This is a genomic window from Citrobacter sp. LST-B2 (assembly GCF_057983045.1).
This window is the reverse complement of the sequence record NZ_CP192598.1, coordinates 1,905,913-1,932,903: the sequence shown is the minus strand read 5'-3', so window position 1 is coordinate 1,932,903 and position 26,991 is coordinate 1,905,913. Positions and strand designations below refer to the sequence as shown.

20 protein-coding genes are annotated in these 26,991 nt (G+C 54.3%); 10 read left to right on the top strand and 10 right to left on the bottom strand.

Features of this window, described 5'->3' with window-relative positions:
• The first annotated feature begins 63 nt into the window (after nt 1–63).
• The gene (locus ACQ0PY_RS09130; protein WP_044265737.1) at nt 64–1,173 is read left to right on the top strand and encodes a YcbX family protein; all 1,110 of its coding nucleotides are present in this window, start codon (nt 64–66) and stop codon (nt 1,171–1,173) included.
• Here the strand turns inward: ACQ0PY_RS09130 and zapC are convergent.
• Both zapC and pyrD read right to left on the bottom strand, forming a co-directional pair.
• Nucleotides 1,170–1,712 (bottom strand): cell division protein ZapC, encoded by a 543-nt coding sequence (zapC, locus tag ACQ0PY_RS09125; RefSeq protein WP_043001167.1) that lies wholly within the window; start codon nt 1,710–1,712, stop codon nt 1,170–1,172. The two genes, ACQ0PY_RS09130 and zapC, sit on opposite strands and share 4 nt — an antisense overlap.
• A gap of 179 nt (nt 1,713–1,891) precedes the next feature.
• Nucleotides 1,892–2,902 carry a quinone-dependent dihydroorotate dehydrogenase gene (pyrD, locus tag ACQ0PY_RS09120; RefSeq protein ID WP_043001168.1) on the bottom strand — a complete coding sequence of 337 codons (1,011 nt, stop codon included), beginning with the start codon at nt 2,900–2,902 and terminating at the stop codon, nt 1,892–1,894.
• Between the two features lie 243 nt (nt 2,903–3,145).
• Here pyrD and ssuE point away from each other — a divergent pair, with 243 nt between their 5' ends.
• The 5 genes from ssuE to ssuB are packed head-to-tail and all read left to right on the top strand — an operon-like array spanning nt 3,146 to nt 7,397.
• On the top strand, nt 3,146–3,721 hold the full coding sequence (gene ssuE / locus ACQ0PY_RS09115; RefSeq protein WP_044265740.1) for an NADPH-dependent FMN reductase: 576 nt from the start codon (nt 3,146–3,148) through the stop codon (nt 3,719–3,721).
• Nucleotides 3,714–4,688, top strand: coding sequence for a sulfonate ABC transporter substrate-binding protein (locus ACQ0PY_RS09110; protein WP_043001170.1), 975 nt, complete (start codon nt 3,714–3,716; stop codon nt 4,686–4,688). The genes ssuE and ACQ0PY_RS09110 overlap by 8 nt, the downstream gene beginning before the upstream one ends.
• Nucleotides 4,685–5,830: an FMNH2-dependent alkanesulfonate monooxygenase gene (gene ssuD, locus ACQ0PY_RS09105; RefSeq protein WP_043001171.1), complete on the top strand. Its 1,146-nt coding sequence runs from the start codon at nt 4,685–4,687 to the stop codon at nt 5,828–5,830. Before ACQ0PY_RS09110 ends, ssuD begins: the two co-directional genes overlap by 4 nt.
• Nucleotides 5,831–5,841: 11 nt before the next feature.
• The gene (gene ssuC, locus ACQ0PY_RS09100; protein WP_044265743.1) at nt 5,842–6,633 is read left to right on the top strand and encodes an aliphatic sulfonate ABC transporter permease SsuC; all 792 of its coding nucleotides are present in this window, start codon (nt 5,842–5,844) and stop codon (nt 6,631–6,633) included.
• On the top strand, nt 6,630–7,397 hold the full coding sequence (gene ssuB, locus ACQ0PY_RS09095; protein WP_043001173.1) for an aliphatic sulfonates ABC transporter ATP-binding protein: 768 nt from the start codon (nt 6,630–6,632) through the stop codon (nt 7,395–7,397). Before ssuC ends, ssuB begins: the two co-directional genes overlap by 4 nt.
• Before the next feature lie 105 nt (nt 7,398–7,502).
• Here the strand turns inward: ssuB and pepN are convergent, their stop codons facing one another.
• Nucleotides 7,503–10,115 (bottom strand): aminopeptidase N, encoded by a 2,613-nt coding sequence (pepN, locus tag ACQ0PY_RS09090; protein ID WP_044256317.1) that lies wholly within the window; start codon nt 10,113–10,115, stop codon nt 7,503–7,505.
• 266 nt (nt 10,116–10,381) lie between these two features.
• On the opposite strand from pepN, the gene pncB reads away from it, so the two are divergent.
• The 4 genes from pncB (at nt 10,382) to aspC (ending at nt 16,241) form a co-directional block, all read left to right on the top strand.
• Nucleotides 10,382–11,584 (top strand): nicotinate phosphoribosyltransferase, encoded by a 1,203-nt coding sequence (pncB, locus tag ACQ0PY_RS09085; RefSeq protein ID WP_044265746.1) that lies wholly within the window; start codon nt 10,382–10,384, stop codon nt 11,582–11,584.
• 162 nt (nt 11,585–11,746) lie between these two features.
• On the top strand, nt 11,747–13,156 hold the full coding sequence (gene asnS / locus ACQ0PY_RS09080) for an asparagine--tRNA ligase (RefSeq protein ID WP_044256319.1): 1,410 nt from the start codon (nt 11,747–11,749) through the stop codon (nt 13,154–13,156).
• Between the two features lie 601 nt (nt 13,157–13,757).
• Nucleotides 13,758–14,867, top strand: coding sequence for a porin OmpF (gene ompF / locus ACQ0PY_RS09075; protein ID WP_044256321.1), 1,110 nt, complete (start codon nt 13,758–13,760; stop codon nt 14,865–14,867).
• Between the two features lie 183 nt (nt 14,868–15,050).
• Entirely contained in the window at nt 15,051–16,241 is a 1,191-nt protein-coding gene (gene aspC, locus ACQ0PY_RS09070; RefSeq protein ID WP_044265749.1) for an aspartate transaminase, read from the top strand.
• A gap of 49 nt (nt 16,242–16,290) precedes the next feature.
• Here aspC and ACQ0PY_RS09065 read toward each other — a convergent pair whose 3' ends face one another.
• The 7 genes from ACQ0PY_RS09065 to cmoM form a co-directional block, all read right to left on the bottom strand.
• Nucleotides 16,291–16,938, bottom strand: coding sequence for an MBL fold metallo-hydrolase (locus tag ACQ0PY_RS09065; RefSeq protein ID WP_044265752.1), 648 nt, complete (start codon nt 16,936–16,938; stop codon nt 16,291–16,293).
• A gap of 19 nt (nt 16,939–16,957) precedes the next feature.
• Nucleotides 16,958–17,506 (bottom strand): peptidoglycan L,D-endopeptidase MepK, encoded by a 549-nt coding sequence (mepK, locus tag ACQ0PY_RS09060; protein WP_043001180.1) that lies wholly within the window; start codon nt 17,504–17,506, stop codon nt 16,958–16,960.
• Between the two features lie 176 nt (nt 17,507–17,682).
• Nucleotides 17,683–19,533: a L,D-transpeptidase gene (ldtD, locus tag ACQ0PY_RS09055; protein WP_044265754.1), complete on the bottom strand. Its 1,851-nt coding sequence runs from the start codon at nt 19,531–19,533 to the stop codon at nt 17,683–17,685.
• A 172-nt stretch (nt 19,534–19,705) separates the two neighbouring features.
• On the bottom strand, nt 19,706–24,166 hold the full coding sequence (gene mukB, locus ACQ0PY_RS09050) for a chromosome partition protein MukB (protein WP_109740102.1): 4,461 nt from the start codon (nt 24,164–24,166) through the stop codon (nt 19,706–19,708).
• Nucleotides 24,166–24,870, bottom strand: a complete 705-nt coding sequence (gene mukE, locus ACQ0PY_RS09045; RefSeq protein ID WP_043001183.1) for a chromosome partition protein MukE — start codon at nt 24,868–24,870, stop codon at nt 24,166–24,168. The genes mukB and mukE overlap by 1 nt, the downstream gene beginning before the upstream one ends.
• Nucleotides 24,851–26,173 carry a chromosome partition protein MukF gene (gene mukF, locus ACQ0PY_RS09040; RefSeq protein ID WP_042320184.1) on the bottom strand — a complete coding sequence of 441 codons (1,323 nt, stop codon included), beginning with the start codon at nt 26,171–26,173 and terminating at the stop codon, nt 24,851–24,853. Before mukF ends, mukE begins: the two co-directional genes overlap by 20 nt.
• A gap of 3 nt (nt 26,174–26,176) precedes the next feature.
• The gene (cmoM, locus tag ACQ0PY_RS09035; RefSeq protein WP_109740101.1) at nt 26,177–26,956 is read right to left on the bottom strand and encodes a tRNA uridine 5-oxyacetic acid(34) methyltransferase CmoM; all 780 of its coding nucleotides are present in this window, start codon (nt 26,954–26,956) and stop codon (nt 26,177–26,179) included.
• Between the last annotated feature and the right edge of the window lie 35 nt (nt 26,957–26,991).

The following is a 26,991-nucleotide window of genomic DNA, read 5'->3' as shown; positions in this document are numbered from 1 at the left end:
TTATAGCTAATATGGGCGCTATGTCATAAAGTTGAAGGCTTATTTCTTTCGAGGGACTGTACCGTGTTGACGTTATCCAGACTTTTCATCCACCCCGTCAAATCAATGCGTGGCATTGGGCTGACCCACGCTCTGGCAGACGTCAGCGGTCTGGCTTTTGATCGTATTTTTATGGTTACCGAAGCCGATGGCACCTTCATCACAGCGCGTCAGTTTCCACAAATGGTGCGCTTTACCCCCTCGCCCCTGCACGATGGCCTGCATTTGACCGCGCCTGACGGCAGCAGCGCGCTGGTGCGGTTTGCTGATTTTGCCGCCCAGGATGCGCCGACGGAAGTCTGGGGCAACCATTTTACCGCGCGAGTCGCCCCCGATGCGATTAATCAGTGGCTTAGCGGCTTCTTCTCCCGCAGCGTGCAACTGCGTTGGGTGGGACCACAGTTGACCCGGCGGGTTAAACGCCACGCGGGCGTGCCGCTCTCTTTTGCCGATGGTTTCCCGTATCTGCTGGTGAATGACGCTTCGTTGCGCGATCTGCAGCAGCGCTGCCCGGCGGGGGTGCAGGTTGAACAGTTCCGCCCCAATATCATGGTCTCTGGTGCTACGGCATGGGAAGAAGACAACTGGAAAGTGATCCGCATTGGCGAGGTTATCTTTGATGTGGCGAAACCGTGCAGCCGCTGTATTTTTACCACGGTCAGTCCGGAAAAAGGGCAAAAACATCCCTCCGGTGAGCCGCTGGCAACGCTGCAAACCTTCCGTACCGCGCCGGACAATGGCGATGTCGATTTTGGGCTGAACCTGATCGCCCGTAATAGCGGCGTGATTCGCGTGGGCGATGAAGTGGAGGTTTTATCGACCGGTCCGGCTCGCGTTTATGGCGCCGCCGACACCGGGGAGACGGTTGAAGTCGCGCAGCAACCGAATGCGACGGTCACCATCGACTGGCAGGGACAGGCGTTTCAGGGGAACAATCAACAGGTATTGCTTGAGCAACTGGAAAACCAGGGGATCCGGGTACCCTATTCGTGTCGGGCGGGAATTTGCGGCTGCTGTCGTATCAAACTGCTGGAAGGCGAAGTGAACCCGCTGAAGAGATCGGCACTTGGCGATGATGGCACCATCCTCAGCTGTAGCTGCGTGCCAAAAACCGCGCTGAAGCTGGCGCGTTAAACCGCCTGTTCCAGGCTGAAGCTGTGCGGACGAAACGACGGCTTCAGTCGGTCATTCATTATTTTAATCGCATCACCAAGCTGCATCGTCCGCCCGGCCACAACCACCCCGGGTTGCGCCAGCAGGCACAGCGCCGCATTTTCGCCAGGCTCTACCACTAACAGATTGATTTGTTCCTGGGTATCGCTCAGCCAGACACAAGCCGCATCGCCAGTGCCGGGTACCCAGTTTTCGCCGTGCGCCACAAAGTGCCAGCTTTTCGGCATTTGGGGTTTCAGATAGCGAATGGCCACCAGCGCATTGAGCACCAGCTCAGCTTTCTGGTCTTTAGAGAGCTCAAGGTCGCGGCACTTTTCTTCAAAGGAAAAGTACAGCGCGGCATCGTCAACGCAAAAACCGGACGGTGAGAATGCATCCGGGGTGAGCATTTTGCGGGCAAAACGCGAGCGAAATAACATGCCATTGGCTAAATCGAGCATCATTCGGTCATGCTCTTCGTCATAATACCAGCGCCAGTTATCGTCAGGTTTAATTCGCATTTTTTTGTCTCCCCTCTCCATCGCCCCGTTGCAAAATTGTCCTTTTTCGCCGCTTCGTTTATTACCTTAATAAGCAAAGCTTAAAATGTTTAAATAAGCAACAGTGAAAGAATATAAAACAACCAGGGGAGGAAATAAACCCCTGGTTGTCTGATATTCTGATAAAGAGAGAGAAAAAATCAAATATGGGTAACGATTTCTTTAATCAGTGGCGGACCTTTAAAAATAAAACCAGAATAAATCTGAACCAGCGACGCCCCGGCAGCCATCTTCTCGCGCGCGGCAATCACTGAGTCGATACCGCCAACGCCAATAACAGGCAACTGACCTTTTAATTCCTGAGACAGACGGCGGATAATTTCTGTACTTTTTAATTGCAGCGGACGACCACTTAAGCCACCCATTTGATCGCAATTTTTCATTCCCTGAACCAAAGAACGATCGAGTGTTGTATTGGTGGCAATAACACCATCAATATTATGGCGTACTAAACTATCGGCAACCTGGATCAGTTCTTCCTCAGAAAGATCCGGCGCGATCTTTACAGCGATCGGAACATATTTCTGGTGGATCTTTTGCAGATCGTTTTGTTTATTTTTAATCGCCGTAAGCAAATCATCCAGCGCGTCGCCATATTGTAATGAACGTAATCCCGGCGTATTTGGCGAGGAGATATTAATGGCAATATAACCGGCATAGGCATAGATTTTTTCCATACAAATCAGATAGTCATCTTTACCCTGCTCAACCGGCGTATCTTTATTTTTGCCGATATTAATTCCGAGCACCCCGTCATAATGGGCCTTTTTAACGTTCTCGACCAGGTTATCAACGCCGTGGTTATTAAAGCCCATACGGTTGATCAAACCTTCGGCATCGACCAGGCGGAACAGTCTTGGCTTATCGTTGCCGGGCTGTGGACGCGGGGTCACGGTGCCGATCTCGATCGAGCCAAATCCCATCGCGCCCAGGGCATCAATACACTCCCCGTCCTTGTCCAGACCAGCAGCCAGACCAAGCGGATTTTTAAAGGTTAATCCCATACAGGTGACCGGTTTCGCCGGGACCTTCTGGCGGATCAACGCTTCTAGCGGCGTTCCCGTCACACGACGTAATTGCTGAAAAGTTAATTCATGAGCGCGCTCTGGATCGAGCTGGAAAAGGGCTTTACGAACGAAGGGGTAGTACATGAACTCTCCTAGATTCCCGGTGTGCAAACCGGGGGCGTATTATGGGTGATATCGAACAAAAAGGGAATTGACCTGCGGCAATAAAAAGCAAACGTTTTCCCTGTCAGCTTCTTTTTATGCAATTTTCAGCTTTTCAATTCCGCATAAATCATTTCGATTCCCGATTCCCCTCTGTCAGACTGCAAAAATTGTTATCAATGTTAAATAAAAGCGAACAATTGGTTATAAGGGGAGAATGCAATTATGCGCGTCATCACTTTGGCGGGAAGCCCACGCTTTCCCTCTCGATCCAGTGCTTTACTGGAATATGCCCGGGAAAAATTGAACGGTCAGGACGTTGAGGTGTACCACTGGAATCTGCACAACTTCGAGCCTGAAGATCTGCTGTATGCCCGTTTCGACAGCCCGGCATTGAAAACACTGGTCGCACAACTGAAAGAGGCGGACGGCCTGATCGTTGCCACGCCGGTTTATAAAGCCGCCTATTCCGGGGCGCTAAAAACGCTGCTCGATCTGCTCCCCGAACGGGCGCTGGAAGGTAAAGTCGTCCTGCCTCTGGCGACAGGCGGCACCGTTGCACATCTGCTTGCCGTCGATTACGCGCTGAAACCGGTGCTCAGCGCCCTGAAGGCGCAGGAGATTTTACACGGCGTCTTTGCCGATGACTCCCAGGTGATCGACTATCAGCATAAGCCGCATTTCACGCCCAATTTACAGCTGCGTCTTGATAAAGCGCTGGAAACGTTCTGGCGCGCCCTGCACCGCCGCGACGTTAAGGTTCCTGCTTTTGATACTGTGCGAGGTGCGGCCCATGCGTAATCTTCTCAAAGCTCGTACGGCATGGCTGGCATTCGCCGGACTGCTGGCCTTTTGCGGACTGACACAGGCGGCGGAGCCCTCACCTGATGCCCTGCGTATAGGCTATCAGAAAGGCAGCATCAGTATGGTCCTGGCGAAAAGCCACCAGCTGCTGGAAACGCGTTATCCCGGAACCAAAATATCCTGGATTGAATTTCCCGCCGGACCGCAAATGCTGGAAGCCCTGAACGTCGGCAGTATTGATCTGGGCAGCACCGGCGATATTCCGCCCATTTTCGCCCAGGCCGCTGGCGCAGATTTAGTGTACGTCGGCGTAGAACCGGCGAAACCGAAAGCCGAAGTGATTCTGGTGCCGGAAAACAGCCCCATCAAAACGGTGGCGGAACTGAAAGGCCATAAAGTGGCGTTCCAGAAAGGATCCAGCTCGCACAACCTGCTGCTGCGCGCCCTGCAACAGGCCGGGCTGAAATTTACCGATATCCAGCCGACGTATCTTACCCCTGCCGATGCCCGTGCAGCGTTCCAGCAGGGTAACGTTGATGCATGGGCCATCTGGGATCCTTACTATTCCGCTGCATTATTGCAGGGCGGTGTGCGCGTACTGAAAGACGGCAGCGATCTGAAACAAACGGGATCGTTCTATCTCGCCGCGCGACCGTACGCTGAGAAGAACGGCGCGTTCATTCAGGGCGTGCTGGATACCTTCAGTCAGGCAGATGCGTTAACCCTCAGCCAGCGGCAGGAAAGCATTGCCCTGCTGGCGAAAACAATGGGACTGCCAGAGCCCGTGATTGCGTCATATCTCGATCATCGCCCGCCGACCCGCATTTCACCGGTCAGTGACGCTGTAGCCGCGTTGCAACAACAAACCGCAGATCTGTTTTACGACAACCGCCTGGTACCGAAAAAAATCGATATCCGCCAGCGCATCTGGCACCCCACTCAACAGGAAGGAAAATCATTATGAGTCTGAATATGTTCTGGTTTTTACCGACGCACGGTGACGGTCACTATCTGGGGACGGAGGAAGGCTCGCGTCCGGTGGATCACGGCTATTTACAGCAGATTGCGCAGGCGGCGGATCGTCTGGGATTCACCGGTGTGTTGATCCCCACCGGGCGATCCTGTGAAGACGCGTGGCTGGTCGCGGCATCAATGATCCCGGTAACTCAGCGACTCAAATTCCTGGTCGCATTGCGCCCGAGCGTCACTTCACCGACAGTCGCCGCACGGCAGGCCGCTACGCTTGACCGCCTCTCCAACGGTCGCGCGCTGTTTAACCTGGTCACCGGCAGCGATCCACAGGAACTGGCGGGCGACGGTGTGTTTCTCGATCACAGTGAACGTTACGAGGCCTCTTCGGAGTTCACCCAGGTCTGGCGTCGTTTATTGCAGGGTGAAACCGTCGACTTCAACGGTAAGCACATTCACGTTCGCGGAGCGAAACTGTTCTTCCCGCCCATCCAGCAACCCTATCCCCCACTTTACTTCGGCGGCTCTTCAGATGTCGCCCAGGATCTGGCCGCTGAACAGGTCGATCTTTACCTCACCTGGGGCGAACCGCCTGAGCTGGTGAAAGAGAAGATAGCCCAGGTACGAGCCAAAGCGGCGGCGCGTGGGCGTAACATTCGTTTTGGCATTCGCCTGCACGTCATTGTCCGTGAAACCAACGAAGAAGCATGGCGAGCCGCGGACCGGCTGATCGCTCACCTTGATGACGACACGATCGCGAAGGCGCAAGCGGCGTTTGCCCGGACGGATTCTGTCGGTCAGCACCGAATGGCGGCGCTGCATAACGGCAAGCGCGACCAACTGGAGATCAGCCCGAATTTGTGGGCCGGTGTGGGTCTGGTGCGCGGTGGCGCCGGGACCGCGCTGGTCGGCGACGGACCGACGGTGGCGGCGCGCATCAACGAGTATGCCGCGCTGGGCATCGACAGCTTTGTCCTTTCCGGCTACCCACATCTGGAAGAGGCGTACCGGGTCGGCGAACTGTTGTTCCCGCATCTGGACGTCGCGATCCCGGAAGTCCCACAACCGCAACGCCAGCATCAGCAGGGTGAAGCGGTGGCGAATGAATTTATCCCGCGCAAGGTTGCGCAAAGCTGAGGAGAACCGTGATGGTAACGCCAACGAAAAAGTGGTTGTTACGCGTTGCCCCCTGGTTTTTACCGGTGGGCATCGTCGCCGTCTGGCAACTGACCTCCTCCATGGGCTGGCTCTCCGGGCGTATTTTACCCTCACCGGAAGGGGTGATCATCGCCTTCTGGACGCTCTCCGCCAGCGGCGAACTCTGGCAGCATCTGGCCATCAGCTCATGGCGTGCGCTGATCGGCTTTTCGATCGGCGGTTCGATTGGCCTGACGCTGGGGCTGATTAGCGGCTTATCGCGCTGGGGGGAACGCCTTCTGGACACCTCCATTCAGATGCTGCGCAACGTTCCACATCTGGCACTCATCCCGTTAGTGATTTTGTGGTTTGGCATTGATGAAACCGCGAAGATTTTTCTGGTCGCGCTGGGGACGCTCTTTCCAATCTACATCAATACCTGGCACGGGATCCGCAACATCGATCGCGGCCTGGTGGAGATGGCGCGTAGCTACGGATTATCCGGCTTTTCGCTGTTTATCCATGTGATCCTGCCCGGCGCCCTGCCCTCGATCATGGTCGGCGTCCGCTTTGCGCTGGGGCTGATGTGGCTGACCCTGATCGTCGCGGAGACCATTTCAGCCAATTCAGGAATCGGTTATCTGGCGATGAACGCTCGCGAATTCCTGCAAACGGATATCGTGGTTGTCGCCATTATTCTCTACGCCCTGCTCGGTAAACTGGCCGACGTCAGCGCTCAACTGCTGGAACGCGTCTGGTTGCGCTGGAACCCGGCTTATCATGTGAAGGAGGCCACCGTATGAATACCGCCCGTCTGAACCAGGGTACACCGCTCCTGCTGAATGCGGTAACGAAAAAGTACGCGGGTAACATCGTACTGAATCAGCTTGATCTCCATATCCCGGCAGGCCAGTTTGTCGCCATCGTCGGGCGCAGCGGTGGGGGAAAAAGCACCCTGCTACGCCTGCTGGCGGGGCTGGAATCGCCAAACGCCGGTGAACTGCTGGCGGGAACCACGCCGCTTCGCGATAGTCAGGACGACACCCGCATGATGTTTCAGGATGCCCGACTTTTGCCGTGGAAATCGGTGATCGACAACGTGGGACTGGGTCTGAAGGGCCACTGGCGGGACGCTGCGCGTCAGGCGCTGGCGGCGGTTGGGCTGGAAGAGCGGGCGAGCGAATGGCCAGCAGCGCTTTCCGGCGGACAAAAACAGCGTGTTGCCCTTGCGCGGGCGCTAATCCACCGGCCGGGCCTGCTGTTGCTTGACGAACCGCTTGGCGCGCTGGATGCGTTAACACGTCTGGAGATGCAAGATCTCATTGTTTCGCTGTGGCAGGAGCATGGTTTTACCGTGCTGCTGGTGACACATGACGTCAGCGAAGCCGTGGCGATGGCCGATCGGGTGTTGCTGATTGAGGATGGCAAGATTGGACTGGATTTGACGGTCGACATTGCACGCCCCCGCCGCCTGGGATCGGTGCGTTTAGCGGAGCTGGAGGCCAACGTATTGAGTCGGGTGATGCAGCGTGGGGTAACGGAACAGCCGATCCGTCGGCATGGATAAGTATTCAGGACGTTGTAGGCCCGGTAAGCATGAGCTCCACCGGGCATTTTGCCGGATAGCGGCGTTACCGCCTTATCCGGCCTACAAAAACGACAGGTCAACGTCTCAGGCTAACGCTTTGGTTACCTTCTCGTACAGATCGCCGGAAAGATTCTCCAGCCCTTTCAATTGTTCCAGCGCGGCACGCATTTTTTGCTGACGCTTCGCATCGTAACGTTTCAGACGGATCAAGGGTTCGATCAGACGTGACGCTACCTGCGGGTTACGGCTGTTAAGCTCGGTCAACATCTCAACCAGGAACTGATATCCGCTGCCATCTTCCGCATGGAACGCCGCCGGGTTACTGCCGGCAAACGCACCAATCAGCGAACGAATACGGTTCGGGTTGCTCAGGCTGAACGAACGATGTTTCAACAGACCGCGTACCGTATCCAGCACGTTATCCGCCGGGCTGGTGGCCTGCAGGATAAACCATTTGTCCATCACCAGACCGTCCTGATGCCAATTGTCGTCATACTCCTGCATCAGCGCATCACGGCACGGCAGTTGCGCCGCTACGGCCGCAGACAGCGCCGCCAGCGCATCGGTCATGTTGTTAGCTTCACGATACTGCTTACTTACCAGCGTGTCCGCCAGCGTCGTTTCACCAAAGGCCAGGAAGCGCAGGCAGGCGTTACGCAGCGTACGTTTACCGATGTCCGCATGCTCAACACGATACTCCTCCAGCCGGTTGGCGTTGTAGATCGCCAGGAACTCATCCGCCAGTTCGGTCGCCAGCGTACGCGTTAACGCTTCGCGAACTTCAGCGATCGCCAGCGGATCGATGATATCAAACAGCTCAGCAATTTCGTTTGCCGAAGGTAACGTCAGGATCTCCGCCGCCAGCGCCGGATCGATCTTCTCATCCAGCAGCACCGCGCGGAACGCGTCAGCCACATGGACAGGCAGCGACAGCGGCTGGCCCTGCTGATGGCGGTTTACGTTGAGCTTGATGTAGGTCGCCAGTAGGCTTTGCGCCGCATCCCAGCGGGAGAAGTCATTGCGCGCATGACGCATCAGGAACGTCAGTTGCTGATCGCTCCACTTATACTCCAGTTTCACCGGGGCTGAAAACTCGCACAACAGCGCCGGTACCGGCTGGAAGTAAACGTTATCAAAGACAAACGTCTGCTCCGCCTGGGTGAAATTCAGTACCGAATTCACCGGGTGACCGCCTTTCTGCAGCGGGATCACTTTACCTTCGTTGTCATACAGTTCGATGGCAAACGGAATATGCAGCGGCAGTTTTTCCGCCTGATCCGGTGTTGGCGGCGTGCGCTGGCTGAGAGTCAGCGTGTATTGTTCGGTTTCCGGGTTGTAGTCATCTTTAACGGTGACAATTGGCGTGCCGGACTGGCTGTACCAGCGGCGGAAGTGGGAAAGATCAACGTTGGACGCATCTTCCATGGCCTGAACGAAGTCATCGCAGGTCGCCGCGCTGCCGTCGTGACGTTCAAAGTACAGTTGCATCCCTTTCTGGAAATTTGCCTCACCCAGCAGGGTGTGGATCATGCGAATCACTTCTGCGCCCTTTTCATACACGGTCAGGGTGTAGAAGTTGTTCATTTCAATGACCATGTCCGGGCGGATCGGATGCGCCATCGGACTGGCATCTTCAGCAAACTGCAGGCCGCGCATGGTGCGCACGTTGCTAATCCGGTTAACGGCACGGGAACCGAGATCCGAACTGAACTCCTGATCGCGGAAAACGGTCAAGCCCTCTTTCAGGCTCAACTGGAACCAGTCGCGGCAGGTAACGCGGTTACCGGTCCAGTTGTGGAAATATTCATGGCCGATCACGCGCTCAATATCGAGATAGTCTTTGTCGGTGGCGGTATCGGTACGCGCTAGCACATATTTGGAGTTAAAGATATTAAGCCCTTTATTCTCCATCGCGCCCATATTAAAGAAGTCGACAGCGACGATCATATAGATGTCGAGATCGTACTCCAGGCCGAAGCGCTCTTCGTCCCACTTCATTGAGTTCTGTAACGAGGTCATCGCCCACGGCGCACGGTCGAGATTGCCGCGATCCACGTACAGCTCCAGCGCGACTTCGCGCCCGGAACGGGTCGTAAAGGTGTCGCGCAGCACGTCGAAATCACCGGCAACCAGCGCAAACAGATAGCACGGCTTCGGGAACGGATCCTGCCACTGAACCCAGTGACGACCGTTTTCCAGTTCCCCCTCGCCGGTGCGGTTACCGTTGGAGAGCAGGAACGGATATTGACTCTTATCGGCAATAATTTTGGTGGTAAAACGCGCCAGCACGTCAGGGCGGTCGAGATACCATGTAATATGGCGGAAGCCTTCCGCTTCGCACTGAGTGCAGAGTGCATCGCCCGATTGATACAGGCCTTCCAGCGCGGTATTCCGGGCCGGGCTGATTTCATTCACAATACGCAGCGTAAAACGCTCGGGCAGATTGCTGATCACCAGCGCACCCGCTTCTTCTTTATAAGCGGTCCACGGTTCATCGTTGACGTGGAGAGAGACCAGCGTCAGATCTTCTCCATCCAGTTTCAGCGGGGCATCCGATGCGCCATGACGAACAGCCTGGCTCACTGCCGTGACCACGGTTTTTTCAGCATCCAGGTCAAAGGTCAAGTCAATATCAGTAATCTGGTAATCCGGCGCACGGTAGTCGTGGCGGTATTTGGCTTGTGGCTGTTGTGTCATAAAAAAACCTTTAGCATCTTTTGAAGAGTCTCGACTCCAGTCTATTCCTGTTGCGGAAATCGCGCTACGCAGAATGTTTATCTTTTCAGGCACAAACACTCTTTTCGCTACATTTTTATAACACGAGGCACGAAATGCACTCGACCCTAACGTCAGCTTATGGTGTGATCAGGGTTCAATAAATCGCTAAACAAGGTATACTCCAGCGGTTTTCTTAGTTGTTTATTGTACTAAACGCTCCCGTGAGAGGATGCTACTGCGCACCTATGACACAATTCGCTTCTCCTGTTCTGCACTCGTTGCTGGATACAGATGCTTATAAGTTGCATATGCAGCAAGCCGTATTTCACCACTACTATGATGTGCAAGTAGCGGCTGAATTTCGTTGCCGAGGCGACGACCTGCTGGGTATTTATGCCGACACCATTCGCGAGCAGGTTAATGCTATGCAGCATCTGCGCCTGCAGGATGAAGAGTACCAGTGGCTCTCCGGCCTGCCCTTCTTCAAAGCGGATTACCTCAACTGGCTGCGCGATTTTCGCTATAACCCGCAACAGGTATCCATCAGCAACGACAACGGGAAGCTGAATATCCGCTTAACTGGCCCATGGCGTGAAGTCATCATGTGGGAAGTCCCACTGCTGGCGGTGATCAGTGAGCTGGTCCATCGGTATCGCTCACCAGAAGTGGGTGTCGCGCAGGCCCTCGATACGCTGGAGACGAAACTAGTCGATTTCTCTGCTTTAACGTCAAGTCTCGATATGTCCCGCTTCCACCTGATGGATTTCGGCACTCGTCGCCGTTTTTCCCGTGAAGTGCAACAGGCTATCGTTAAGCGTTTACAGCAGGAGTCGTGGTTTGTTGGCACCAGTAACTACGATCTGGCGCGTCGTTTGTCGCTAACCCCGATGGGCACACAGGCGCACGAGTGGTTCCAGGCGCATCAACAGATAAGCCCTGAACTGGCAACCAGTCAACGCGCCGCTCTCGCCGCATGGCTGAATGAATATCCGGATCAGCTAGGTATTGCGCTGACTGACTGCATCACAATGGATGCGTTCTTACGCGATTTTGGCAGCGAATTTGCCACCCGTTACCAGGGACTGCGCCATGACTCTGGCGATCCGGTTGAATGGGGTGAAAAAGCTATCGCTCACTATGAAAAGTTAGGTATCGACCCGCACAGCAAAACGCTGGTCTTTTCCGACAATCTGGATCTGAATAAAGGCGTCGATCTTTACCGGCATTTCTCATCCCGCGTGAAGTTGAGTTTTGGTATTGGCACGCGTCTGACGTGCGATATTCCGCAAGTTAAGCCGCTTAACATCGTGATCAAACTGGTGGAGTGCAACGGTAAACCGGTTGCCAAACTGTCTGATAGTCCGGGCAAAACCATTTGCCACGACAAAGCTTTTGTTCGCGCATTGCGCAAAGCGTTTGATTTACCGCATATCAAAAAAGCCAGTTAATCCTGCCAGGGAGCCGCTTCGGCTCCCTTTTAGCATTTATTTCTGAATTCTTTTCTTTTCCTGTTAATTCTACTTGTCTGATTGCAGATGCCAGGTAACATAGGAAATCCCCATTCCGGGGAACATGTGTTTATATATCGGACTATTAACAGAGAGAATATTATGAGCGTTGTGCCTGTAGCCGACGTACTCCAGGGCCGCGTAGCCGTTGACAGCGAAGTCACCGTGCGCGGATGGGTACGTACCCGCCGAGATTCAAAAGCTGGCATCTCCTTCCTCGCCGTTTATGACGGTTCCTGCTTTGATCCTGTACAGGCCGTCATTAATAATTCTCTGCCCAATTACAATGAGGAAGTGCTGCGTCTGACCACCGGCTGCTCCGTTATCGTCACCGGCAAGGTTGTGGCCTCTCCGGGACAAGGACAGAGTTTTGAGATCCAGGCCTCTGAGGTTGAAGTTAGCGGTTGGGTTGAAGATCCAGACACCTACCCGATGGCGGCGAAACGTCACAGCATCGAGTACCTGCGTGAAGTTGCGCACCTGCGTCCGCGTACCAACATGATTGGTGCCGTTGCACGTGTTCGCCACACACTGGCCCAGGCGCTGCACCGTTTCTTTGATGAGCAGGGCTTCTTCTGGGTTTCCACTCCGCTGATCACCGCATCCGATACCGAAGGTGCTGGTGAGATGTTCCGCGTGTCGACGCTGGATCTGGAAAACCTGCCGCGTGACGATCAGGGCAAAGTGGATTTCGACAAAGACTTCTTTGGTAAAGAGTCCTTCCTGACCGTATCCGGCCAGTTGAACGGTGAAACTTACGCCTGTGCGCTGTCGAAAATCTATACCTTCGGCCCGACTTTCCGTGCGGAAAATTCCAACACCAGCCGTCACCTGGCGGAGTTCTGGATGCTGGAACCGGAAGTGGCGTTTGCCAACCTGAGCGATATCGCCGGCCTGGCGGAAGGCATGCTGAAATATGCCTTCAAAGCCGTACTGACCGAGCGTGCTGACGACATGAAGTTCTTTGCCGAGCGCGTAGATAAAGAGGCGATTAGCCGTCTGGAACGTTTCATTGAAGCGGATTTCGCCCAGGTAGATTACACCGATGCAATCGTTATTCTGGAAGAGTGCATTAAGAAAGGCAGAAAGTTTGAGAACCCGGTTTACTGGGGTGTCGATCTCTCCTCCGAGCACGAACGTTATCTGGCAGAAGAACACTTTAAGGCACCAGTGGTAGTGAAAAACTATCCGAAAGATATTAAAGCGTTCTATATGCGCCTGAACGAAGATGGAAAAACCGTTGCCGCGATGGACGTTCTGGCACCGGGTATCGGTGAAATCATCGGTGGTTCTCAGCGTGAAGAGCGTCTGGATGTGCTGGATGCGCGCATGCTGGAAATGGGTCTCAATAAAGAAGATTACTGGTGGTATCGCGATCTGCGCCGCTACGGTACCGTGCCGCACTCCGGCTTCGGTCTCGGCTTTGAGCGCCTGATCGCCTACGTCACCGGCGTACAGAACGTTCGTGACGTGATTGCCTTCCCGCGTACACCGCGTAATGCGACGTTCTAAGATCGTTCACAAAAAGGCCAGCGTTGCTGGCCTTTTTTATTGCCTGAAATGTCAGTTTTTGTGAGTAATAAGTAAGCAATTCTAAGATCAACCCCGAAATCCCCCACTCCTGTTACTGGGTATTACGTTGTAATATTTCTGCACAAAAAATAAACCGTATTTTTCTTGCGGATTAGTATTTACTCACCCATTAGCACATTTTTTAAACAATCCAACAGCATTCCAGACGTCCAGATAATGCCATAAGCAAAACTGGAAATGTCTATTTTCTGTCCGTTGTTTTTCTTTTATTCAAATTAAAGATAAGAAAATCATATAAATAGATATAAGTGGTGTGTTCTGGCGCTGAAATCGTTTCGAAATTTGATATCGTTCACAAAGTTCCAAAAATGAAATAATTAGTTACACATTTTTTCTTTCTGAAACTAATTCTTTATCTTTGTAGCACTTTCACGGTAGCGAAACGTTAGTTTGAATGGAAAGATGCCTGTCAGACACATAAAGACACCAAACTCTCATCAATAGTTCCGTAAATTTTTATTGACGTAATTTATTGACGGCAGTGGCAGGTGTCATAAAAAAACCATGAGGGTAATAAATAATGATGAAGCGCAATATTCTGGCAGTGGTTATCCCTGCCCTGCTGGTAGCCGGTGCAGCTAACGCTGCAGAAATCTACAACAAAGACGGCAACAAACTGGACCTGTACGGTAAAGCGGTAGGTCTGCACTATTTTTCTGATAACAAAGGCAACGACGGCGACCAGACTTATGCTCGTCTTGGTTTCAAAGGGGAAACTCAGATCAATGACCAACTGACCGGTTACGGCCAGTGGGAATATAACTTCGCCGGTAACAACTCTGAAGGCGGTTCTGACGCACAGAACAACAACAAAACCCGTCTGGCGTTCGCCGGTCTGAAATTCGGTGACGCGGGCTCCTTCGACTATGGTCGTAACTACGGTATCGTTTACGATGCACTGGGTTACACCGATATGCTGCCAGAATTCGGCGGTGATACTGCATACAGCGATAACTTCTTCGTTGGCCGTGTTGGTGGCGTAGCAACTTACCGTAACGCTAACTTCTTCGGTCTGGTTGATGGCCTGAACTTCGGTGTTCAGTACCTGGGCAAAAACGAGCGCGCAAGCAGCTACGAAGTTGACGCTACCGATCCGACCAGCACCAACTTCAGCGATGTTCGTCGTTCTAATGGTGACGGCGTTGGCGGCTCCATCAGCTATGAGTTCGAAGGCTTCGCTGTTGTAGGTGCTTACGGTGCAGCTGACCGTACTAATGCACAGCAAGATCCGGCACTGCGTGGCAGTGGCGAAAAAGCTGAGCAGTGGGCGACCGGTCTGAAATATGACGCGAACAACATCTACCTGGCGACCAACTACGGTGAAACCCGTAACGCTACTCCGATCAGCGGTGGTTTCGCCAACAAAACTCAGGACTTCTTCGTGGTCGCTCAGTACCAGTTCGATTTCGGCCTGCGTCCGTCCATCTCCTACAACAAATCTAAAGCGAAAGACGTAGAAGGTGTCGGTAGCGAAGATCTGGTGAACTACATTGAAGTGGGTGCCACCTACTACTTCAACAAAAACATGTCCACCTATGTTGACTACCAGATCAACCAGATTGATTCTGACAACAAACTGGGCGTGAACTCTGACGACACCGTTGCTCTGGGTATCGTATACCAGTTCTAATAGCAGACCCCTTTGCTAAATGCCTAAAAAACAGGACTTCGGTCCTGTTTTTTTATGCCTGTCAGCAAAATCTTGCGACTTCAAAAAACCTTCAGGCTTTTCATCACTAACGGTTGGCATTTTGTAAATCTACCGTTAACCTGATAACGGATTTCCCTTCTGTAACCACAATGGAACCTCGTCATGTTTGAGAACATTACTGCCGCCCCTGCCGACCCCATTCTGGGTCTGGCCGATCTGTTTCGTGCTGATGACCGTCCTTCGAAAATTAACCTTGGGATCGGTGTCTATAAAGATGAAACTGGCAAAACGCCAGTGCTGACCAGCGTTAAAAAAGCCGAGCAATACTTACTCGAAAATGAAACAACAAAAAACTACCTCGGCATTGACGGTATTCCGGAATTTGGCCGTTGCACGCAGGAGCTGCTGTTCGGCAAAGGTAGTCATCTTATCAATGACAAACGCGCACGCACGGCGCAAACGCCGGGCGGCACCGGCGCGCTACGCGTTGCTGCCGACTTCCTGGCAAAAAATACGGCAGTAAAACGCGTCTGGGTGAGCAACCCAAGCTGGCCGAACCATAAGAGCGTGTTTAACTCCGCCGGGCTGGAAGTACGCGAGTACGCTTATTACGACGCAGAAAACCATTCACTCGACTTCGATGCGCTGCGAAACAGCCTGAGCGAAGCACAGGCGGGCGATGTGGTGCTATTCCACGGTTGCTGCCATAACCCAACCGGTATCGATCCTACGCTTGAGCAGTGGCAAACCCTGGCACAGCTTTCCGTCGAGAAAGGCTGGTTGCCGCTGTTTGACTTCGCGTATCAGGGCTTCGCCCGTGGTCTGGAAGAAGATGCGGAAGGACTGCGCGCGTTCGCCGCGCTGCACAAAGAGCTGATTGTCGCGAGCTCCTACTCCAAGAACTTTGGCCTGTACAACGAACGTGTGGGTGCCTGTACGTTGGTTGCGGCAGATGCGGAAACCGTTGACCGCGCCTTCAGCCAGATGAAATCCGCCATTCGTGCGAACTACTCTAACCCGCCAGCCCACGGCGCATCAGTGGTTGCCACAATTCTCAGCAACGATGCGCTGCGCGCAATCTGGGAACAGGAACTGACCGACATGCGTCAGCGCATTCAGCGTATGCGTCTGCTGTTTGTGAACACCCTGCAAGAGAAAGGGGCTGAACGCGATTTCAGCTTCATCATCAAACAAAACGGCATGTTCTCATTCAGCGGCCTGACCAAAGAGCAGGTTCTGCGTCTGCGTGAAGAGTTTGGCGTTTATGCGGTGGATTCTGGTCGCGTCAACGTTGCCGGAATGACGCCGGATAACATGGCGCCGCTGTGCGAAGCCATTGTTGCCGTGCTGTAAGACGTGCGATAAAAGCAAAGCCCGCGATAAGCGGGCTTTTTAATGGGGATTACCAGACAGGCATTTCATCCTGCAGGAACGGATTGTGCAACCGTTCATAGCCCAGCGTCGACAGCGGGCCATGACCCGGAATAAACGTCACGTCATCGCCTAACGGCAACAGCTTACGTTTGATCGAGTCAATCAACTGGCTGTGATCGCCGCGCGGGAAATCACTGCGCCCGACTCCACCTTTAAAAATCACGTCGCCTGAGATAAGAAGTTGCGACTGCTCATCAAAGAAAACAAGGTGTCCAGGCGTATGGCCCGGGCAATGCAACACCTGTAAAGTCACATTCCCTACGCTGACACGATCTCCTTCGTTAAGCCAACGGTCGGGCGTCAGTGGCTGACATTCGCCGAGGCCAAACATGCGACTCTGTGCAGGCAAACCCTGCAGCCAGAACTCATCTTCTTTTTCCGGACCGATAACCGGTACTCCGTAGTGTTGCGCCAGTTCCGCCGCGGCACCCACATGATCGAGGTGTCCGTGAGTGAGCAGGATCTGCGTCAACGTGATGCCGCTGGCATCCACTTCCTGTTTGATTTTTTCAGCATCGCCGCCGGGATCGACAAGCGCTGCCAGACGCGTTTGCTCACACCAGATCAAAGAACAGTTCTGGGAGAACGCGGTGACCGGAATAATACGATAGTTCATACTGCTCCTGTTTCGTTAATCACCAGTGCCGCGCCGGCCCGGTGTCAATATGCACAAAGTTACTGCGTGGGTAGTATCCTACACCACCTGCGCGCATAGATAACGCGGCTTTGCGAATATTACTTAACGAAATGCCTTCAATATGAAAATCCATGGCCTGGCCTTTGGTGTGATAGCTTTGTTTCGCTACCCCACGGCTGTGCGCACGCAATTCATTGTTGGTATCCAGTGAACGATAACCGGAAATCAGTTGAACGGGCTTACGTGTTCCCAACAGCCCTTGCAGGCGGAAAAGCTGATCGAAGAGTCTGGGATCGATGGACTTCACCTTATTCGCGCGATAGTCACGGAAAAAATGGTTAAGTTTGGCTAATTCATCCTGAATATAAGCTCTGCCATCAAAAAATTCCGCTTTAATTGACTCTCCGGTGTTGAGGTTGCTCAGAGTCAAAATACGCGGACGCGGGGTAGAGAGTGTGGCAAACGCAGGCACAGGCAAGATGGCAGCTCCGAGGGCAGCGCCACCTAACGCCAGCAGTTTGCGGCGATTAGCGTCAAATTTGTCCATGGTTTAAGGTCTACAGGTCAATGTTATCGTCTATATGCTTTAGCGCACGATAGGCACCTTAACTGGCATCAAAGCCGCCGTCAAGTTGGCCCAACCCCAGCAATGACGGGGCTTCTGGGCCGATGCCCCTGTCACTGCCAATTATTACGACAACAGATTAACCAGAACTTCTTCATTTACCTGATTAATTGTTCTGCTTTTGCCACAATTTGTGCGCTGGATCGCGCTGTCAGATCATAATTGTAAATATCTGTACGATACTGGGTACGCCCGTCCGCGCCAACAAACGCCGTCAGGTAATACAGATTGACCGGGATAGTCTGACGAATATTGACGTAGCGCGTGTCGCCCTGCTTCAGCACATCGGAAATTCGCGTATCGTTCCAGCCCGCATCCTGTAACAGCATGTTTGCCAGTTCAGAAGCCTTGTTCACACGCACGCAACCGGAACTAAGCGCCCGGGAATCCTTCTGGAACAAATTATGGTTAGGCGTGTCGTGCAGATAAATTGCATCGGAACTTGGCATATTGAACTTGTAGCGGCCCAACGAGTTACGCGCTCCCGGCGCCTGCTGGAAACGGAACGGTAAATTTGACGGCGTGATGGTTGACCAGTCAACCTGCCACGGATCAATCGCTTCTCTGCTGTTCCAGCCCCGCATCACGGTATAGCCGTGACGTTCAAGGTAGCCAGGATCGTTCCACAGCTTGGGCAGAATATCCTTACGCGCCAGCGTCGGCGGGACGTTCCATGGCGGATTGACCACCACGTTATTCAGCGCGCTGCTCATCATCGGCGTTTTACGATCGGGACGACCGACAATCACCCTGGACGCCAGCACCTGATTACCATTCTGATAATAAACCAGCGAATACGCCGGAATATTCACCATAATACCCGTCGACAGTTCAGATGGAAGCAAACGCAGACGCTGGATATTGAGCGCCAGTACCCCTGCACGCTGCGCGGGGGTCACGTTCAGCCAGTCGCGGGTAGCCGGGCCAATAGCGCCATCTGCGCCCAACCCTTGCCACGTCTGGAAGCGTTTTACCGCTTCAACCAGCTCTTTATCATACGCAGCACGGACAGCCGGTGCTGGCTTACTGCGCGGCGCAGTCTGTTTTGCCGTGTCAGCGCTCGGGGTTTCAACGGCAACGGCTGACGGGCTGACCACCGCTTCTGACGGGGTCTCATCTCCCGGCAGCGCAATTTTCGGTCCGCCTTCCAGCATCCCGGTACGTTGCAGTATTTCCCGCAGCGCAGGCACGTCGTTGCTCCACTGACCCGGTCGTAGCGTTGCTTTGCCGGTCAGTTGCGGCCATGGGCGTGAATCGCCCACCAGCGCTAATAACGACGCGTGCATTGACGCATATTGCGGGTGCTGAGGTGCCAGCCCGGCAATAAACGTCGGAAGTTGTCCATTATCCAGCGCAACCTGCCACTGATTGATGACCGACAGCGGTGGCGTCGCCAGTGCATACGGTTTACTGCTGTACAGCCAGCGGTTGCCTTTGACCGGAATATTGGCGATCAGATGGAGATACCCCATCATCGCATCAGACAACACCAGATCGCGCGCGATGCCGTTAACGGCAGGATCGGTCAGTAACGCCACCCAGGTGGTGAACTGAGGCTGGAAGCCCGCAATAGCGACCTCTGCCAGCTGTTGCTGGAACGCTTTGACGGCTTCGCGATTTTCCCACATGGGTTTCATATCGCGCGCCGCATAAAGCAGTTCAAGCTGATTCATATAGACAGGCGTATAGCCTGAAGGAAGTTGCGACTGAAGCTCAGCTCGCGCCTTTTCCGCCGCCCCCTCAGGGAGTGGCTGCAGACCCGCCATCACCGCCGTTGCGCCAGATTGCGCCTGCGGCTGAGCGAGACTCTGTTCACTGACAACGACAGGGCTGTCGCCAGGTATCACTTCAGGCTCATCAGCCTGAACACTGGACAGTGGAGCGAATACTACGGCCAGGCATAAACTTATTGCCGAGAACCGACGACCACCAATTTTATTAAGCAACATCCCTTGCCCTCTGGTTACATTACGACATGCTCACATCTACCGGAGCTTTCCTTCATTATAGAAAGGCTGATATGCGATTGCCTAACCTAATGTAAAGAAGTTTAAAGAAAATGCACCTGAAATCCATAGTTTAAGAAATGAAAAAGACGGCTTTTCAGCCGTCTTTAAGGTTTTAGCTGGCCTCTGACGGGGCATCAGCCTCGCCGGGGAGAGGATCCGGTAACTGCGGCGCAAACCCGCGCAGACCAACCACATGAACGTGTTCCGTATTCTGGAAGACTTTACGCACCAGCTTATAGGTGGTGCCCTTCTCCGGACTGATGTTTTCCGGCGCCGCGATGATGAGCTGCATCTGCAGACGCTCACACAGTTCGAACAGCGTCGCGATAGAACGCGCATCCAGACGGGCGGCTTCATCGAGGAACAGCAGACGGCACGGGGAGATATCTTTCCCGCGCAGACGGCGCGCTTCATCTTCCCAGCTTTGAACCACCATCACCAGGATCGACATCCCGGTCCCGATCGCTTCACCGGTCGATAGCGCACCGGACTCTGCACGCAGCCAGCCGTCAGAACCACGGTTAACTTCCACTTCCATTTCGAGATAGTTACGGTAATCCAGTAACTCCTCGCCAATGGTTTGCGGCGTACGCTGTCCCATGTCGATTTGCGGGTTCAGGCGTTGATAAAGCTTCGCCAGCGCTTCTGAGAAGGTCAGGCGGTTGCTGTTGAACAGATCCTGATGCTGCTCATGCTGTTCAGACAGCACTTCCAGCAGCGTGGCATGGGTTTCACGCACATTCACGTTCAGACGCACGCTGTGAACCTGACCGAACGACACGCTCTGCAACCCCTGGTTGAGCTGACGAATACGGTTCTGCTCGCGCTGGATGGTCTTGCGAATAATGTTCGCCACGCTACGTGAGCTGATCGCCAGTTTCTGTTCACGGGAGGTCAGTTCTTCGGTCAGGCGGCCCAGCTCGATTTCCATCTGTTCGATGGCTTCCACTGGATCGTCGGTACGAATGATATCCTGACGGATACGCTCGCGCAGATGCTGATACACTGCGACAAAGAACTGGATCTTACGTTCCGGACGTTTCGGATCTTCCGACAGACGCAGGACATCACGCAGATGTTCGTTATCAGCGACCGCCAGACGCAGCGCACCCAGCGCCTTATCCGACATGGAGCGCAGATCATCACCGGAAAGATAGGCCAGCTCGCGACGATGCAAACGACGCTCGACGCCGCTGTCTTTCACCAGTCGCATCACGGCGCACCAGCCTGCTTTCGCGGTTACCACCTGCTCACGCATTTCGTGGTAATCGCGTTCCAGTTTGCGCAGTTTGCGGGTCAGGTTATCCATCTCCGCTTCACAGAAGGTAAGCGCTTTTTCGAGCTGGTTACGCCGCGCACGGTTGTTGCTGAGCTGCGAATGCAGTTCATCGCGACGAATGCGCGCACGCTCTTCCGCTCCGCTGTCGGCACGCACGCCAATATCCTGCAATTCACGCTGCAAATCGTTAAGCAGCTCTTTCTTGGTATCGTAAGAGCTTTTCAGCGAAGCCAGAACCTGATTGTACTGACTCAGTTGCGCCGCATGACCACGCAGGGCTTCACGGGCACGGGTACGTTCAGCTTCCGCATGTTCCAGGCGCTCACGCAATTTTTCGTTCAGATCGCTGTTGCCGCTGAGCATTTCCGCTGAGTCGGAATAGCCGAAGTGCGCACGACGCTGGACCACTTCGGTCAGCGCAAACGCCTGCTGACGCGCATCGCGCTGCGTCTGCTGGGAGTACGCGTAATCTTCTTTCAGTTGTTCAAACTGTTCCGGGTCGCTCTGCAACACCGACACCATCGGTTCCAGTTTCGCCAGTTGGTTGCCGTGCTGCTGTACAAAGCGCGCGGCTTCTTGCGCTTCATCCAGACGCTCGCGGATCTCTTCGACGCGATCCGCCAGACTGTCGTCAGCCAGCAAATTCAGACGCGGCAGCAGGCGGTTAAGCGCGGTAACGCCCTCTTTCGCCTGTTCGTACTGCAGACGCTGCTGCTGGTTGTCGTTTTCGTGGGCGGTCAACGCACGTTCCAGCTCAACGCGACGGCTGTTGAGCTGGCGAATTTCGGCTTCCGGATCGGATTCAAAAGCCACCGAAAGATGGCTGCCAATGAAGCGGCTGAACGCCTGATGCAGACGCTGCGTTTTCTGAACGTCAAAAGAGAGCGTGGCAAAACGCTCGGATAATCCTTCACGCTCGGCATGCAGCGTTTCGATACGGTTTTCTCGCGCCGCACGGCCAAACAGCGGTACGGACGGGAAGCGCGAGTAGCGCCACTGGCGATCGGCAATCTTCACCACCACCGCTTTTTCCAGTTCGTCGACGCTGAAGACGCTGTCATCAAATGACTGCGGATCCCCTTCGATCAGATACAAATCTTCCGGGCAATCCGTCAACCCTTCCAGTTGTTCAGCGATCAGCGACAGATCCGGCACCACGATGGCGTGACGCGACGGACCATACAACGCGGAGAAGTACGGCGCATCTTCAAGACTGACGTCGTCATAGATTTCTGACAGCAGCACGCCGCCAAAGCGTTCCGCCAGCGCGTTCAGACGCTGATCTTCCGAGCCACCAGGCTGGCTTAAGCGTTCGATCTCTTCATCGACGGCATTCTTGCGCGCGCCGACTTCGTCGCGTTCCACAATCGCTTCACGCTCTCGTTCGAGCAATTGCTGCAGATATTCGGTCACTTCCTGGCTGGACGTAAACTCTTCACCGCACTGTTCACTCAACTGACTCAGGCTGTTTTGCGCCGCCAGCCAGACGGGGGCACGGTGCATGAGATGCTGAATGCGCGACTGTAGCTGTTCCTGCTCTTGACGCAGCGCCATACGCTGTTCATGCGCGCTGGAAACGTTGTCAGACAGCGAGGCGATACGCGCTTCCAGCTCCTGATGCAGGGCTTCCAGTTCGTCAATGTCGAAATTTTTCCCCTGACGTTTGCAGAATTCCGCCAACAGACGTTCGGCTTCCTGCTGCTCGCGCAGACGCTGTTCCAGTTCGCTCAGTCGCATACGCAGCGACTGCGCCTGTTCCGCCAGGTGACGCTGGTCAACGCCTTCGCGCAGCAGTTCGCGCGCCACGTCCCAGGCTTCATTACGCGCCAGCGGGCCATTGATCGCCACCACCAGCTGATACGCCTGCTCGAACTGACTGTGCGCGGTTTGCGCCACGCTCATTTTCTGCTCCAGCGAGAGCATTTTTTCGGTGGCTTCCTGCTCTTTCGCCTGGAAGGTTTCCAGCCACTCGGCGGCGCTATCGGCCGTCAGATCCGGCAGATGGCACACCGCTCTGGCGCGTTCCAGCGCCGAGATCGCCTGGTTGTACTGGATGGCGCGGGTCTGTTGAACGTCCAGCGCCTGCTGGTAGTCCGCCAGTTGGCTTTTCAGCTCATCCACTTCCAGCTCGGCAGCTTCGGCGCGCGCTTCGTTCTCTTCCTGACGATCGGCGGCTTCTGCGACCACTTCATTTTGTTCTTCGAGACGGATCTGCAACTCGTCGAGATCCGCTTCATAACGTTCAATTTTTTCCTGCTGGCGTAGCGCGGTTTGCACCAGGTTCAGGTGATCGCTTGCCGCCTGATAATCGGCTTCGAGATCGCCTTCCGCACCGTTGTGCTCGCCCAACTCACGCGCCATGTCGACGTGTTTATACTGCTCGGCCGCCAGTTGTTTGCGCGACGTGTACAATTCGCGACGGAATTCCAGCGCTTTATCGAGGTGGATCCGGCGCTCATTGGCGTGACGCATATAGTCCGCCGCCACATAGTTGGTGGCTTCGCTAATCAGGTGTTTAAACAGATCGCGATCGGACTGGGTAACGCGAATGGCTTCCAGCGTCAGGCGGTTTTCCCGCAGCGCAGCTTCCATATCCTGGAACGCCTTACGCACCCCGCTGTTTTCCGGCAACAGGTAGTCGCGCAGAGACCGGGTGATCGCGCTGGAAATCCCACCGTACAGCGAGGCTTCAATCAGGCGATAGAATTTACTACGGTCAGACGCAGAGCGCAGACGACGGGCGATGAGGCCCAGATCAAACATCAGCGAATGGTAATCGGTGATCGAGTTGAACTGCTTAAACTGCACGCCTTCCATCGCGTCGAGCTTTTCTTTCAGCTCCGTTAACGGCAGGACGCGCGCCTGACGTTCGTTCAGCGTCTCCGTCACCAGTTGCGTAGGCTGCACAGACATCGGCAGTCCCTGAATGGCAAACGGTTTGATATCGACTTTACGGTCGCGTCCGGCAACCTGCTGCAAGCGCACACCCACCACCACGCGCTGATGGCGCGAGTTGATCGTATCGAGCATCGAATAACAGACACCCGCTTTCAGCTTACCGTGCAGACCTTTGTCGCGTGAGCCGCTGGTCGCGCCTGCTTCCGTGGTGTTACGGAAGTGCAACAGGGTTAAATCCGGGATTAGCGCCGTGACGAACGCCGCCATGGTAGTGGATTTCCCCGCGCCGTTCCCCCCGGAAAGCGTGGTAACCAGTTCATCCAGGTCAAAGGTACGGGCAAAGAAACCGTTCCAGTTAATCAGCGTTAGTGAGCGAAATTTACCGCGTTCAATCATTATTCTTCTTCTCCACTGTCCGGCTGATTCTCTTCGGTCTCATCATTGAGCTGCAGGTGGTTTTCGACCGGCATCGCTTCGCCATCGCGGATCAGGCGACGCTGCGCTTCGCGCGGGTCGTCACCCGTTCGTACATCCGCGCCAAAGCGGAACACCGATTCCGTAATGCGGAATTTGCTGCTGTCGTGCCCCATAAACCACACCATGCCTAAACGGCGAAGACGGTTTAAAGACGAGCGCATTTTTTCCTGTAACTTCTGGCGGTCGACGTCGGAGCCGGTTGAGCGGTTATTCACCAGCTTCAACAGTTTGGCTTCGTCAGCCAGCGTCAGCAGCTCGTCGTACAACTCCTGCTGAGTGAAAATCCCCTCGTTCGCCAGCCGCTCCGGACTGAGATAGAGGTAGCAGAGAATTTTACCGACCATCATGTCCAGTTCAGACAACACGGAACGCGGGATAATGGTCGTTGAACGCGGACGCAGGTAGAAGAAACCTTCCGGCGCGCGGATCAGCTCCACGTTATAGCGGCTGTAAAACTCTTCCAGATAATCCTGGAAGTCCATCAAAAAAGCATGATTATCCAGTTCATCCAGACCAATGTGGCGGCCTGAACGTAACGCGCTATCCAGCGCCGGAAATAACGGATTCGCCAGCGCCTGCGCCAGCTTAACCGGCATCACTTGTTCAATATTTGTCAATGACATGCGCCTGTACCTTGGCTCCGTAATCATTAATCGGCTGCCATTTGGCTGGCAGTCCGGTGAAGTCTGCTTGCGCTACGCCAAGACGTACCGCCTGATCGATAACAATGCGCGCGACGTCAAAGTGACGCGCACGCGGGTATTGCGCAAGATACTCGCGCACTACCAGACCGAGATCTAACGGCGTCTCTTTCGATTTATAGATAGCCAGTTGGCCTTCGATAATCGCCGCAAGCTGTTCGCGGATCTCGTTAAACTCTTCGTACTCTAAATCCGGCGGAAGTTCCCCGGTGACCTCTTCATCACGCAGCGCCATCTCTTCGTCACGCATATCCAGCAGACGATCGGCGTTGGCATAGGTCAGCGCCCACGGCTCGTCAAAATAGGTCTGTACCGACTGACGTAAGCGCTGGGCAAAGACGCGGTTTTTATCCATATCGATGGCGGTACGGATAAATTTGTGAACGTGGCGGTCATAGCCAATCCACAGATCGATCGACTGCTGACCCCAGCTGATAATACGATCGAGCTTGCTTTGCAGGTCAAACACCAGGCGATCAACAAAATGCAGATCGTCATGAGCCAGCGTCGCATCCTGGATACGCAGCAAATTGGCCTGCAATTTATCGCCTGCCGCTTCCAGCGTATCCTGCAACTCGCGCAGAGTGCCGGAGGTTTCTGACAGTAGCAGTTCACAGCTCGAAATCGCCGCGCGCCAGTCTTTATTCAGCAGTTGCGCGATATCATCTTTCACCTGCTGCTGCTGTTCATCCATGATGCGCTGAGTCAGATCGATACTGTCGAAAATCTCAGCGACCGAATACTTGAGTGGCGCATAGACGTTGCGATGCCAGTGGAACTCATCGCCGCCCTCATCGGCGGCATCCGCCGCGCGCTTGAGCTCACCCGCCACGATCGACAACTGCATTGACAGACGCAGCGTGGAAAATTCACGTTGACGAATATAGTAATCGGTAATGCCAATGCCGAGCGGCGTCAAACGATAAATCGCGTTCCCTTCTGCCTGCTCACTGGTAAAGCGGTTCAGCAGACGTTGACGCACCATATCGTTGATCGCATTGTTCGCGCGCACGCCAATGGTTTCGCTGGTTTGCTCAAACGCATCACTTACATGGCGGAACGCATCCACCAGTTCGCCTTCACTCATCTCACCGTCCAGGCGCTCGCCATTCAGCGTGGCCACCGCCAGCAGAAACGAGAGTCGGTCTACCGGCAGCGAGATAGAGAAGTCATTTTTTCTGGCCCAGGCAACCAGTTCGGGGACTGTCTGGGAAAATTCACTCATAGGTTATCCTTGCATCTGCGGTTTACGCGCGGTGACGTGAATGTAACGACCCAGGCTGACATACGGCTCCAGGCGACAGTAACGCGTTTCTAATTCAAGCAATATCTCATAACAGTCACGCTGCTGATGTTTCTCACGCAGATAATCATGAAACACGCGCACCCCGGTTTTCCCGGTGATCTGCCAGCCCATCTGTTCCAGCCACTGGTAAACCTCTCCTGGCTCACGCGGATAGTCTGGTGAAAGGGTACGCTTCTTACGTTTGGGCATCCCTATCTGCACGTAGTCAAAGTTCCCCGCCACCATGTTATGCATCAACAGGCCGTTGGCATTGTAGAACATTAATGACAGTACGCCACCGGGACGCAATACCGACCAAAGGGTCTCTAACACGCTGACCGGCTCGGCGACCCACTCCAGCACAGCGTGAAACAATATCAGATCAACGGAGCTTTCCAAATGCGAAGCGACGTCCTGAGCAGCGCATTGTATAAAATGCATGTTGTGGCTCACACCTTTGGCTTCTGCCGCCCGTTGCGCACGGGCGATCATCTCACCGGAGACGTCACACAACGTCACGTGATGACCACGTTCTGCCATTTTAATGGCCGTTTGTCCTTCACCGCCGCCAGCGTCCAGCACACGAAGTGGTTGCGCGCCGAAGTCTGTCAGAATAAGGTCGAGATCCTGCCACAGGATCGCCTGCCTTAGCTGCCCTTTTGTGGTGCCGTAAATATTACGGGAAAACTTCTCAGCAATGTCATCAAAATTGCGATCCCGCATCGGGCTCTCCACAGGCTGGCTTAGCTGTTCTCTGA

What these genes read in the sequence shown, in the direction of transcription:
- cmoM (WP_109740101.1), bottom strand. Translation starts at nt 26,956, where the DNA reads ATGCGGGATCGCAATTTTGATGACATTGCTGAGAAGTTTTCCCGTAAT.
- mukE (WP_043001183.1), bottom strand. Translation starts at nt 24,870, where the DNA reads ATGTCATTGACAAATATTGAACAAGTGATGCCGGTTAAGCTGGCGCAG.
- ssuD (WP_043001171.1), top strand. Translation starts at nt 4,685, where the DNA reads ATGAGTCTGAATATGTTCTGGTTTTTACCGACGCACGGTGACGGTCAC.
- ssuC (WP_044265743.1), top strand. Translation starts at nt 5,842, where the DNA reads ATGGTAACGCCAACGAAAAAGTGGTTGTTACGCGTTGCCCCCTGGTTT.
- pncB (WP_044265746.1), top strand. Translation starts at nt 10,382, where the DNA reads ATGACACAATTCGCTTCTCCTGTTCTGCACTCGTTGCTGGATACAGAT.
- mukF (WP_042320184.1), bottom strand. Translation starts at nt 26,173, where the DNA reads ATGAGTGAATTTTCCCAGACAGTCCCCGAACTGGTTGCCTGGGCCAGA.
- ompF (WP_044256321.1), top strand. Translation starts at nt 13,758, where the DNA reads ATGATGAAGCGCAATATTCTGGCAGTGGTTATCCCTGCCCTGCTGGTA.
- zapC (WP_043001167.1), bottom strand. Translation starts at nt 1,712, where the DNA reads ATGCGAATTAAACCTGACGATAACTGGCGCTGGTATTATGACGAAGAG.
- ACQ0PY_RS09065 (WP_044265752.1), bottom strand. Translation starts at nt 16,938, where the DNA reads ATGAACTATCGTATTATTCCGGTCACCGCGTTCTCCCAGAACTGTTCT.
- ssuE (WP_044265740.1), top strand. Translation starts at nt 3,146, where the DNA reads ATGCGCGTCATCACTTTGGCGGGAAGCCCACGCTTTCCCTCTCGATCC.
- ACQ0PY_RS09110 (WP_043001170.1), top strand. Translation starts at nt 3,714, where the DNA reads ATGCGTAATCTTCTCAAAGCTCGTACGGCATGGCTGGCATTCGCCGGA.
- pepN (WP_044256317.1), bottom strand. Translation starts at nt 10,115, where the DNA reads ATGACACAACAGCCACAAGCCAAATACCGCCACGACTACCGTGCGCCG.
- mukB (WP_109740102.1), bottom strand. Translation starts at nt 24,166, where the DNA reads ATGATTGAACGCGGTAAATTTCGCTCACTAACGCTGATTAACTGGAAC.
- asnS (WP_044256319.1), top strand. Translation starts at nt 11,747, where the DNA reads ATGAGCGTTGTGCCTGTAGCCGACGTACTCCAGGGCCGCGTAGCCGTT.
- aspC (WP_044265749.1), top strand. Translation starts at nt 15,051, where the DNA reads ATGTTTGAGAACATTACTGCCGCCCCTGCCGACCCCATTCTGGGTCTG.
- mepK (WP_043001180.1), bottom strand. Translation starts at nt 17,506, where the DNA reads ATGGACAAATTTGACGCTAATCGCCGCAAACTGCTGGCGTTAGGTGGC.
- ssuB (WP_043001173.1), top strand. Translation starts at nt 6,630, where the DNA reads ATGAATACCGCCCGTCTGAACCAGGGTACACCGCTCCTGCTGAATGCG.
- ldtD (WP_044265754.1), bottom strand. Translation starts at nt 19,533, where the DNA reads ATGTTGCTTAATAAAATTGGTGGTCGTCGGTTCTCGGCAATAAGTTTA.
- pyrD (WP_043001168.1), bottom strand. Translation starts at nt 2,902, where the DNA reads ATGTACTACCCCTTCGTTCGTAAAGCCCTTTTCCAGCTCGATCCAGAG.